Here is a 10414-nt window from a genome sequence, read left to right on the forward strand (position 1 = left end):
TGCTGATGAGCGCGGTGTCGGCCGCGCTCGCGATCGGTGCGCCCGACGCCGCCGGCAGGGTGAGCGGATACGTGTTCTCGGCGCTCGCGCTTGCGACCTTCGCACGGATGTCCGCGGTCGCGGGCGGCCTGCAGAAGCTGCCGGACTATGCCCCGCTCTTGCATTGGGCGCCGGTGGCGTGCTGGTCGGTGGCCGGCGCCGGATTGTTGGTGATCCTGGCAGCGAGAGCACGGGGCCGGCGAGCGCCAGGATTGCCGCGAGCTTAGTCGGCGGCTTCAGTCAAATTGATGGGGGGTGCGCGTCGTCCGCCATGCCACGATAGCGATCGAGTTAGAAGACTTCTGCAATGCGACGAATCCGGACGGTACGCTGTGGCGCAAGGTCAAGCTGAAGCCCTACAAGATGGAACCTTTCGCGAAGAGCGGCATCGTCTGGCTGGGCACATGATGATGTGCTCGATCGACATCACGAGACGGTCGCGGCCTGCGGCGGTCGGTAAGCTGGGCGCGGACGGCTCTGTGCCCAGGGCAGCCATTCACTGTGCCTGAAGGTCATCCAAGGCGTAACCTTCACCAACGGAGTCGAGGTCGCCAACACGCCAACACTAAGCGCCGCTCGATCACGGCGGCGACATCAAGGGACGGATACGCCGCATCACCATCGTGGCGCCGGCCCGCAAGCTGATGGTGGCGCCGCTACCCAATTTCCGGCGTAGCTTGCGAATGTTCGGTCACCGGCGCAGACTGGGCTCAACAACGAACAACAGTCGCGAGAGGAGGGTTTCGGTTATGTCAACTTCATCTGGAACCGCGACCGGAACGGGCCTTCGTCGCGACGCGGGCATCATCGGTCTGCTTTTTGCGAGCACGACCAGCATGATCGGCTCCGGCTGGTTGTTTGGTGCGCTTCATGCTTCAAAGATCGCCGGGCCGCTCAGCTTGTTGAGTTGGATCCTCGGCGCCGTCATTATCATGCTGATCGCCCTCTGCTTTGCAGAGCTCGCCTCCCTGTTTCCTCGCTCGGGTGCGCTCGTTCATATGAGCCACGCGAGCCACGGCGAAGGCTTGGGGCGGGTCTGGGGCTGGATGCTGTTTCTCTCCTATGTCGCGGTGCCCTCCGTGGAAGCGGAAAGCATTGTGACATATGCCAACAACCTTTACCCCCATCTCGTCGGCAGCGGCGGCATATTGACGACGACCGGCTTCGTTGCCTGCGCAGTCCTGGTCGGCCTCCTGGCACTGCTGAATCTTCTGGCCATTCGTTGGCTTCTGGCCGTCAACAATACGGTCACCTGGTGGAAAATCGCGGTGCCGCTCTTGACGGCAATCGTTCTGATCGTCGCCGGTGCTCATGAGGTTGGACCGCTCTGGACCGGGGGCACCAGCGTCTGGACCGCCGCATCAAGCAGCTACGATCCCAACGGCGTCTTCATCGCCCTGCCTGCCGCCGGGATCGTGTTCAGCTTTCTCGGCTTTCGAACCGCGATCGATCTTGGCGGCGAAAGCGCCAATCCCGGCCGCAACATTCCGCTGGCGGTGATCGGCGCCGTATTGCTTTCGGCGCTGGTCTACATCCTCCTGCAACTCGGCTTCCTGAACTCCGTGAAACCGCAGGATATCGCCAACGGCTGGGGGCAGCTCAACTTCCCAGGCGTGAAGGGGCCCTTCGCCGGCCTCGCCATGGTGCTGGGCTTCGGCTGGCTGGCGACCCTGCTCTACATCGATGCCGCCATCTCGCCGGCCGGCACCGGCCTCATCTACGTGACGGCCGGCTCACGGATCCTTTTCGCCAACGGCGAAATGAGAGCCGGCCCGCGCGTGATGACCAGGCTCAACAGCGGACAGATACCTTGGGTTTCGGTGGTGATCATGTGGGTCGTGGGGGTGATCTTCCTTCTGCCCTTCCCCGCGTGGCAGAAGATGGTCGACTATATCAGCGACATCACCGCGCTCACCTATGGTCTCGGACCGATCGTGCTACTGATCCTGCGCCGTGATCATCCGGATCTGCGGCGCCCGTTCCGCGTGGTCGCGGCGAGCATCGTCGCCCCGATCGCGTTCATCTGCTGTAACCTGATCATTCTGTGGAGCGGCTTTGCCACTGTGACTTGGATGTTTGCGATCGTTGTGATCATCTTCCTGCTCTATTTGGCCTACTTCTACCTGGTCGCGCGTGAGCAAAGCGCAGACTTCGGGTGGGACCACATGTGGTGGCTGGGTACCTGGTTCGGCGGCATGTGGATCGTATCGGCGCTGAGCGGTCACGATCTCGGCGGCTACGGCTTTCTCGGCTTCTGGCCAGCCGTCGCCGTGACCGCCGTCTGGAGCCTCGTCGTGATCGAACTGGCCAAGCGCTCGTCACTTCCCGCAGAAGAGACGGCCAGAATCCTGATCCAAATCGAACGTACGATGTGAGGCGCTCAAGGCGCTGTCCAACCTCAAAGCCGTGCGGCGCCCTCAATAAGAGCCTGCCCATCTCTGATCGACTGCGCCAAAGCGGCCGGCGAGGTCGAAGGCAAGGTGCGCGGCAAGCAGGCCCGCCGGGATCGAGCCGTCGACAACTCCGCCCTGTGCGCGGCTCAAGACCCTGAGGACGGCCCGCCGCCCATGATGAGGGCGCGAGTCCGGTTCGGGTCAGCTTGCGAGAAAACGCCAAGGCGATCAATCGCGATGGATGCGCCTCAGGGTTTCGCCGGATGGATGAAGGTCCACGGCGTTGTTTCGGAATCCTTGGGCACTTCGATGACGATCAGATACGGGCCGCCATGCGCCAGGGCCTTTTCCAGTGCGGGGCGGAAATGGTCCGGCGAGGTGACGCGGCTGGCCGCGACGCCGAAGGAGTCCGCGAGCTTGACGAAATCCGGATTGACCAGGTCGGCCGCCACCACGCGGCCCTCGAAATGGGTGCGCTGGTCGCGCCGCACATTGCCATATGCATTGTTGTTGAACACCAGCGTCACCACGGCGATGTCGAACTGCACGGCGGTGGCGAGTTCCTGCACGCCGAACATGAAGCCGCCGTCGCCGGTGATCGCGACCACGGCACGGTCGGGATTGGCGACCTTGGCGCCGAGCGCGGTCGGAAACCCCGAACCCAGCGTGCCCTGATAGCCCGAGGTGATGAAGGTGCGCGGCTCGTAGACCGGAAAGCCGTACCAGGAGGCGAAGCCGACCTGCGATAATTCGTCGGTGACGATGGCGTTGTGCGGCAGCACCTCGCGCAGGATGTCGAGGTAAGCCATCTGCGGCTGCACCCTCTGAATGTCGTGATGCGCCGCCGCCGCGGCTTCGCGGATTGCAGCGCGGCGGCCGCTGGTCTTGCGGTAGCCGGCCTTGCCGACAGCGGCGACGAGTTGGCGCGTGCCGGCGCTTGCGTCCGCCACGACCGCGACATCCGACGTCAGCCTCCGCATCTCGGCCGGATCGATATCGATGCGGATCGATTTGAGGCCGTCGGGGCGGAACGGCCAGCGGAACGATGACGCCGGCAATTCCATGCGGGTACCGATGCCGATCATCAGGTCGGTTTGTGGCCACAGCCTGTAGGCCGCCGCCATGGTCAATCCGAACTCGTGGGCGTTGGAGACGATGCCGCGCCCGCTGCGGAAGGCCACGACCGGGGCGTCGATCAGCTCGGCGAGCTCGAGGATGTCGTCGCGAGCCTGGATCGCACCGCTGCCGACGAAGATCATCGGCCGCTTGCTGGCAGTGACCAGCGCCGTGGCGTCCTTGATGCGATCGGGATCGGGCTGCGGCGCCGGGAAGGGATCGAAGACCGGTGCCGGCCCGGTCGCCGCGCGCTGGGTGAACACGTCCCAGGGCATTTCAAGCGCGGCGGGCCCATGACGGCCGGACAGCATCTCCTGGAACGCGCGCGCGACCAGCGTCGGCGCGGCGCCGGGATATTCGATGCGCTCAGCCCATTTCACGAATGTCCTGAGCGTGGCGAGCTGATCCGGCATCTCGTGCAGATGGCCGCGGCCCTGACCTAGGAATTGCGTCGGCACCTGGCCGGTCAGGCACAGCACCGGCTCGTTCGAACCGGACGCGGTGAGCATCGCCGCGCCGGCATTGAGCACGCCGGGGCCCGGCACCACGCTGAACACGCCGGGCTTGCCGCTCGAGCGGGCGTAGCCATAGGCCATGTAGCCGCAGGCCTGCTCATGCCGCGCACCGATCACTTTCAGCTGCGCCTGGTGGAAGGCGTCGAACAGGCCGTAGACTTGCGCGCCCGGCAGTCCGAACACGGTGTCGACGTCGTGGGCGAGGAGGCCGCTGACGATCGCTTCGCCGCCGGTCATGGAGGTCATCGCATTGTCCAATTGCTGAATCTAGAGAACTTCGTCGATCACGCCGTTGCGCAACAGACCGACACCACTGGCTTCGACCTCGACGATATCGCCAGGCTTGAGATAGCGCGGCGGATCGAACCTGGCGCCCGCGCCGGTCGGCGTGCCCGTGACGATGACGTCGCCGGGGACCAGCGTCGTGAAGGTCGAGATGTAGTTGACGAGATAGCGGAAGCCGAAGATCAGCCGGGAGGTGCGGTCGTCCTGCCGCGTCTCGCCATTGACGCGGGTCCAAAGCCTGATATCGGCGATCTGCGCCTCCTCGCCGTAGGGGACAAGCCAGGGCCCGAGGCTGCCGGTCGAATCGAAATTCTTGCCTTGGGTGACATTGAACTTCGCATGCCGCACCCAGTCGCGGATCGTGCCTTCGTTGCACAGCGTGATGGCGGCGATGTGATCAAGCGCCGCACTTTCCGCGATGTGCCGGCCGGCCTTGCCGATCACGATCGCCAGTTCGCCCTCGTAATCGAGCTGTTGCGAGGCGCGCGGGCGCACCAGCGGCGCATTGTGCCCGACAAAGGAACGCGGCGTGCGCATGAACATCGACGGATACTTCGGCGCGTCGCTGCCGTCCTTGTATTCGGCGTTGCGGTCGGGGTAGTTGACGCCGATGCAGATGATCTTTTCAGGCTGCGGGATCGGCGGCAGCAGGGTGACCGCGTCGAGCGCGTGATGCGGCCGGTACCGCGCGCCTTCCTCGGCCAGCCGCATCAGGGCGCCAGCCGCGATCGCCTCGCGCAGGGTCGGATAGTCCTGTCCAAAGCGCGATGAGAGATCGACGATGCCGTCATCGACGACGGCGCCGTATCGCTGCAATCCGCTGACGGCGTAGGTGGCAAGGCGAGGGGAGGTCATGACAACTCCTGTTCAGCCCGGATTCATTCCGGCGGCCTTGATCGTCGCGACCGCCTCTGATGTTCTGAGATAGTCGATCAGTGACCTGGCGGCGTCGGCTTCCCGGCTATCGGCGGCGACGGCCGCCGTGAAGACCAGTTCGTGCTGGAGGTCCGCCGGAAACGGGCCTGCCAGCTCAACGCCGGGAGCGGTCAGAACGTTGGTGAGAAAGACGCCAAGCTCGGCGTCGCCATTGGCGACGGCCGGCGCTATTTGCGGTGGTCCGGTCAGGGCCCTGGTTTTTGCCTTCATCACGTCTCCAATGCCCAAACGCTCGAATACCTTGATGATATAGGCGCCGGCCGCGCTTGACGGCACGAACGCGATCGACGCGGCGCCGAGCAGGGTCTCTTTCAATGCGGCCGGTGTCGAAACGTCGGGCTTGGCGGCGCCGGCGCGAACCGCGAGGCCGTAACCGACGCGCGCGATATCGATGGTCGGTCCCGGAATGAAACGGGTCTTCGCTGCTCCGTCCTTGAATACATCGACGGGAACGACGGCGAGGTCGAACGGCGTGCCGGCATTGATCCGTGCAATGATGTTGGGCGTGGAATCAAAATGGATCGAAAGCCTGTGGCCGCTGGCTTTCTCGAATCGCGGGCCGAGCTCGCCGAGCAGGCCGGTGAGGGAGCCGCCGGCGATGACATTGAGTTCGGCGGCCTTGAGATCAGCGGCGAGCGGCATCACAAGCACCAGGCCCAGCATTGATGTGGCAGCGATCAGCGAAAGCGTCTTCATGATACCCCCGCCGATCGCGACTGATGATAGCCGAATAGCGCATCCTTGGAGCATTTTCCGGAAAGGCGGCCACCGGCTTTCCGCAAGAAAATGCGGCCAATAAGGGACAATTAGAGCGTTTTCCGATTCAACGTAATCGGAAAGCGCTCTAATCCGCAACCGTGACGTCCGCGACGAAGGCGGGCTCGCGCACGGTCTGGCCGGCGAACGGCGAGCCCTGCTCGAACCAGGACCGTGGCGCCGGCGCGCCCCACAATGTCTGGCGTCGCGGGTCTTTCAGCGACCAGCGCATCGGCGGGTGATCGTGGTCCATCGTGAAATAGTCGCTGGTGTAGAGCTCGAGCCGGTGGCCGTCGGGGTCGCGGACATAGAGGAAGAAGGCGTTGGAAATGCCGTGGCGGCCGGGTCCGCGCTCGATATTTTCCAGATAGCCGCTGGAGGCCATGATGTCGCAGAGATGCAGGATGTTCATCGCGGTCGGCACCCAATAAGCGAAATGGTGCAGCCGCGGGCCACGGCCGTTGGTCAGCGCGAAGTCGTGCACATTGCCCTTGCGATGCAGCCAGGCCGCTGCGATCCGCCCATTCGGGCCGTCTTCCTCGGCGTATTCGGTGAGGCGGAATCCGAGGCGCGCGTAGAAGTCCATGGTGTCCTGGACCTCGGCGGCGAACACGTTGAAATGGTCGAGCCGTTGCGGGTGGCAGCCCTTGTAGAGATCGTAGCGGCGCAGCAGATGCGGGCGCCTGTCCATTGCGGCGTAGAGCTCGATCTGAAAGCCGAAGGGATCGGTGAATTGCAGGGTGCGGCCCTGGAACGGCCGCTCGGCAAAGGCCGCGACGATGCCGTTCTCCGAGAAGAACGCCGCTGCCTTGTCGAGATCGCTCTCATTGCCGACCTTGAAGCCGAGCCGGTTGCAGGCGGCGATCGGCGCCTTGCGCAGCACCAGCGAGTGATGCTGATGCTCCTCGCTGCCGCGCAGGTACACCGCATTGTCGTCGCCGTCCTCGACGTGCAGACCGACCGCCGTCTCGTAGAATGCGCGGCTCTTGGCGAGGTCGACCACGTCCAGCACGGCATGGCTGCAGCGGATGATGTTGAATGGCGGGTCGAAGACGTGTTGCGGAACGGGCATGGTGTGTCCTCAATTGCGATCGTCATTCCGGGGCGCAAAGCGAACCCGGAATCTCGAGATTCCCGGATCGATGCTTTGCATCGCCACGGAATGACGGCCTCGGTTAAAATCCAAGTCGTTGGATTTTATGCGTACCGCGCGCCAGCGAGACGTGCTTGGTTTCCATATAGAAGTCGAACGAATAATCGCCGCCGTCGCGGCCGATGCCGGACGCCTTCATGCCGCCGAATGGCGTCGGCAGATGGCGGACGTTTTCGGAGTTGAGCCAGATCATGCCGGCTTCGAGCGCATCCGCCACCCGCAGCGCGCGGCCCATGTCGCCGGTCCAGACGTAGCCGGTCAGGCCGTAATCGACATCGTTGGCGATCTCGATCGCATCGCTTTCGTCACTGAATGGGATCACCGTCAGGAACGGTCCGAATACCTCCTCCCGCGCCACCCGCATTTTGGCGTGCGCGCCGGTCACGAGAGTCGGCTGCACATAATGTCCGCCGCCGGGGCCGTCATGGGGCTCGCCGCCGACGGCGATCACCGCGCCATCCTCGCGGGCCACGTCGAAATAGCCGCAGACTTTTGCCAGATGCCGCTCGTGGATCAAGGGACCTATTTCGGTCGCGGGATCCAGGGGATGGCCGACTCTGAGCGCCTTCACCCGCCTGCTGAGCTTTTCGATGAAGCCATCGGCGATGTCTTGCTGGATCAGAAGCCGGCTCGACGAGGTGCAGCGCTCGCCATTGAGCGAGTAGATCATGAAGACCACCGCATCCAGCGCCCGCTCGAGATCGGCGTCGTCGAACACGATCACCGGGTTCTTGCCGCCGAGCTCGAAATGCACCCGCTTCAGGGTCGGCGCGCCCTGCGCCATGATCGCGGAGCCCGTTGCGCTCTCACCGACAAAGCCGATCGCCTTGATCGCAGGATGTTCGGTCAGCGCCTTGCCGGCTTCCTCGCCGATGCCGTGCACGGTGTTGAGCACGCCGTCGGGCAGGCCGGCCTGTCGCGCGAGCTTGGCCAGGAGATCAGCGGTGACCGGCGACCATTCGGCGGGCTTGTGCACCACGGTGCAGCCGGCGGCAAGCGCCGGCGCAATCTTCCAGGTCGAGAGCATAAACGGCGTGTTCCAGGGGGTGATCACGCCGACCGGGCCGATCGGCACCCGCGTGGAGATATTCCAGTGCTCCTCGCTCGGCGTGTTCAGCCCGTCGCGGGCCTCGCTACATTTGTCGGCGAAGAAGCGGAAATTCTCCGCGGCCCGGATCGCGGCCTTGGCCATGAAGCGGTGGGCCTGGCCGGTGTCGATGCATTCGAGCACCGCGATATCGTCGGCGTTGTCTTCGATCGCGTCCGCCACGCGATGCAGCAGCTTCCGGCGCATCGCAGCCTGCATGTCGCGCCAGGGTTTGAAGGCGAGCGCCGCCGCCGTCGCGGCGCGGTCGATGTCTTCGGCGCTGCCGCGCGCGACGCTCGCCAGAACCGCTTTGTCGATCGGCGATCTGGTCTCGAACGTCGCGCCCGAGATCGCCGGCACGGTCTTGCCGTCGATCATGTGGGAGATGCCCTCGGCCTGCAGTCTTGCCAACAGCGGCGCGGCGCGGTCGCGGTTGGCCTGGAAGATATCCGGTTTCGGTGTAACCTTATCCATGCGCGGCCTCCGCTGTCAGGGCTTCGTGGATGTTGTTTCGCTTCCAACTGGTCTCCTTGTCGTTGATCTGCATGTCGAACGACAGCGCGAATTTGCTTGTCGCAAACACCGGATCGAGATGGGCGGACAGCGCCTCGAAGATGTGTTCGCCGGCCTTCTGGCGGCTCGCGAGGTCGCGGCCCTCGCCAAGCCGGAGCAGCATGTCGAGGAAACCGAAATCCGGGCTGCCGTCGGCGATCGCATAATGCTCGCATCTGATGGCGCGGACGCGGATGCCGCCGAGCGGGAAGATGCCGGTCTCGACCGCGGCCTTGCGCACGACTTCGACGATTTTGGCCATGTCGAGACGGCCGTCGAGATTGGCTGAATATTCGAGCGTGAAATGCGGCATGACGGACTCAACTCCACCGTAAGAGTCAGGCGAAATGGCAACTGACCGACCCGTACGAACCGTAGTCGGCTTGAATAGTGTCTCCCTTGCGGGTCTCGATCGGGCGGATGAATGATCCCGCCAGCACCACCTGGCCAGGTTCCAGCGCGAGCCCATGCGGGGCGATCTTGTTGGCGAGCCACGCCACACTGGTCGCCGGGTGATTGAGCACACCGGCGGCGAGCCCGGTCTCCTCCAATTGTCCGTTGCGAAAGCACAGCGCGCCGATCCAACGCAGGTCGGCATCCAAAGGACGCAGCGGCCGGCCGCCGAGCACGATGCCGGCGTTCGCCGCGTTGTCGGCGATGGTATCGAAGATCTTGCGAGTCGCCTTGGTGTCGGGGTCGACGCGCTCGATCCTGGTGTCGAGGATTTCCAGCGCCGGGACCACGAAATCCGTCGCGTTCAGGACGTCGAACAGGGTGCAATCCGGCCCCGACAACCGCGCCCGCATGATGAAGGCGAGTTCGGCCTCGACCCGCGTGGCGATGAAGCGGTCGGACGGCACGAGGCCGCCATCGGCAAAGAACATGTCGTCGAGCAGGACGCCGGAATCAGGCTCGTCGATATTGAGCGCGCTCTGCATCGCCTTCGAGGTCAGCCCGATCTTGTGGCCTTTGACCACGCGGCCTTCGGCAAGCTTGATGGCGATCCAGGCGCGCTGGATCGCGTAGGCGTCCTCGATCGTGATCGCCGGATATTCCTGCGACAGCTGCCGGATCTGCGTTCGCGTCTTCTCGGCGCGATGCAGGCGCTCGGCGGCTGTGCGGATGTCGGCTTGCGAGAGGGCCATGCCTGGATCTTACGAAAAGGGTTGGTCGGCCGGATCGTTAACATGTTAAGTGATATCCGGCAAACCCAATCGGTGTTTGTTGCAATGCACATTTCAGGACTTGTTCGAACACCAATGGCGCGAAACAAATCACCGGCGAGGACGAAATCGAATGCGGCGGCCTCGCACCGCGTTCCGATACGCGATTTCTCGCGCTCGCTGCCGATGTCGCTGCTGCGCGCCCGCGAGGCGGTGATGCGCCAGTTCCGGCCGTCGCTGCGCCGTCACGATCTGACCGAGCAGCAATGGCGCATCCTGCGCGCGCTCGCCTCCATCGACGAAATCGAGGTCACGGAATTGGCGCGAACCGCCTTCCTGCTGGCACCGAGCCTGTCGCGCATCCTGCGCGACCTCGATGCCCGCCGCCTGATCGAGCGCCGCACCGCGAAGACCGATCT

10 protein-coding genes and 1 pseudogene are annotated in these 10414 nt (G+C 64.3%); 4 read left to right on the forward strand and 7 right to left on the reverse strand.

The window, feature by feature from the left end; all coding sequences use genetic code 11:
• The 3 genes and pseudogenes from WCB02_RS36200 to WCB02_RS36210 form a co-directional block, all read left to right on the forward strand.
• Nucleotides 1-266 (forward strand): annotated as a pseudogene (locus WCB02_RS36200) (MFS transporter); the annotation flags it as partial.
• A 28-nt stretch (nucleotides 267-294) separates the two neighbouring features.
• A complete protein-coding gene (locus tag WCB02_RS36205) occupies nucleotides 295-447 on the forward strand; it encodes a hypothetical protein (RefSeq protein ID WP_423966398.1) in 153 nt (50 codons plus the stop codon).
• Between the two features lie 215 nt (nucleotides 448-662).
• Complete coding sequence (locus WCB02_RS36210) at nucleotides 663-2414, forward strand: APC family permease (RefSeq protein WP_423966401.1); 1752 nt, start codon at nucleotides 663-665, stop codon at nucleotides 2412-2414.
• Nucleotides 2415-2680: 266 nt separating this feature from the next.
• Here WCB02_RS36210 and WCB02_RS36215 read toward each other — a convergent pair whose 3' ends face one another.
• The 7 genes from WCB02_RS36215 to hpaH all read right to left on the reverse strand — a co-directional run bounded on the left by WCB02_RS36215 (nucleotide 2681) and on the right by hpaH (nucleotide 9977).
• Nucleotides 2681-4309: a thiamine pyrophosphate-dependent enzyme gene (locus WCB02_RS36215; protein WP_423966404.1), complete on the reverse strand. Its 1629-nt coding sequence runs from the start codon at nucleotides 4307-4309 to the stop codon at nucleotides 2681-2683.
• Between the two features lie 21 nt (nucleotides 4310-4330).
• Nucleotides 4331-5203: a fumarylacetoacetate hydrolase family protein gene (locus tag WCB02_RS36220; RefSeq protein WP_423966406.1), complete on the reverse strand. Its 873-nt coding sequence runs from the start codon at nucleotides 5201-5203 to the stop codon at nucleotides 4331-4333.
• A 12-nt stretch (nucleotides 5204-5215) separates the two neighbouring features.
• Complete coding sequence (locus tag WCB02_RS36225; protein WP_423966408.1) at nucleotides 5216-5980, reverse strand: molybdate ABC transporter substrate-binding protein; 765 nt, start codon at nucleotides 5978-5980, stop codon at nucleotides 5216-5218.
• 148 nt (nucleotides 5981-6128) lie between these two features.
• Entirely contained in the window at nucleotides 6129-7112 is a 984-nt protein-coding gene (hpaD, locus tag WCB02_RS36230; RefSeq protein ID WP_423966411.1) for a 3,4-dihydroxyphenylacetate 2,3-dioxygenase, read from the reverse strand.
• A gap of 103 nt (nucleotides 7113-7215) precedes the next feature.
• Nucleotides 7216-8754 (reverse strand): 5-carboxymethyl-2-hydroxymuconate semialdehyde dehydrogenase, encoded by a 1539-nt coding sequence (gene hpaE / locus WCB02_RS36235; protein ID WP_423966413.1) that lies wholly within the window; start codon nucleotides 8752-8754, stop codon nucleotides 7216-7218.
• The gene (locus tag WCB02_RS36240) at nucleotides 8747-9145 is read right to left on the reverse strand and encodes a 5-carboxymethyl-2-hydroxymuconate Delta-isomerase (RefSeq protein WP_423966415.1); all 399 of its coding nucleotides are present in this window, start codon (nucleotides 9143-9145) and stop codon (nucleotides 8747-8749) included. Before WCB02_RS36240 ends, hpaE begins: the two co-directional genes overlap by 8 nt.
• Nucleotides 9146-9170: 25 nt before the next feature.
• Entirely contained in the window at nucleotides 9171-9977 is an 807-nt protein-coding gene (gene hpaH, locus WCB02_RS36245) for a 2-oxo-hept-4-ene-1,7-dioate hydratase (protein WP_423966417.1), read from the reverse strand.
• A gap of 114 nt (nucleotides 9978-10091) precedes the next feature.
• On the opposite strand from hpaH, the gene WCB02_RS36250 reads away from it, so the two are divergent.
• Nucleotides 10092-10414: MarR family transcriptional regulator (locus WCB02_RS36250; RefSeq protein WP_423966419.1), on the forward strand; the 323-nt coding region annotated here is incomplete at its 3' end.

The sequence above is a fragment of the Bradyrhizobium sp. genome, assembly GCF_049581145.1.
Classification (GTDB): domain Bacteria; phylum Pseudomonadota; class Alphaproteobacteria; order Rhizobiales; family Xanthobacteraceae; genus Bradyrhizobium.

Bases quoted from the DNA above. Each gene is read 5' to 3' on its own strand.
- hpaE (WP_423966413.1), bottom strand. From the start codon at position 8,754: ATGGATAAGGTTACACCGAAACCGGATATCTTCCAGGCCAACCGCGAC.
- WCB02_RS36220 (WP_423966406.1), bottom strand. From the start codon at position 5,203: ATGACCTCCCCTCGCCTTGCCACCTACGCCGTCAGCGGATTGCAGCGA.
- hpaD (WP_423966411.1), bottom strand. From the start codon at position 7,112: ATGCCCGTTCCGCAACACGTCTTCGACCCGCCATTCAACATCATCCGC.
- WCB02_RS36225 (WP_423966408.1), bottom strand. From the start codon at position 5,980: ATGAAGACGCTTTCGCTGATCGCTGCCACATCAATGCTGGGCCTGGTG.
- WCB02_RS36215 (WP_423966404.1), bottom strand. From the start codon at position 4,309: ATGACCTCCATGACCGGCGGCGAAGCGATCGTCAGCGGCCTCCTCGCC.
- hpaH (WP_423966417.1), bottom strand. From the start codon at position 9,977: ATGGCCCTCTCGCAAGCCGACATCCGCACAGCCGCCGAGCGCCTGCAT.
- WCB02_RS36240 (WP_423966415.1), bottom strand. From the start codon at position 9,145: ATGCCGCATTTCACGCTCGAATATTCAGCCAATCTCGACGGCCGTCTC.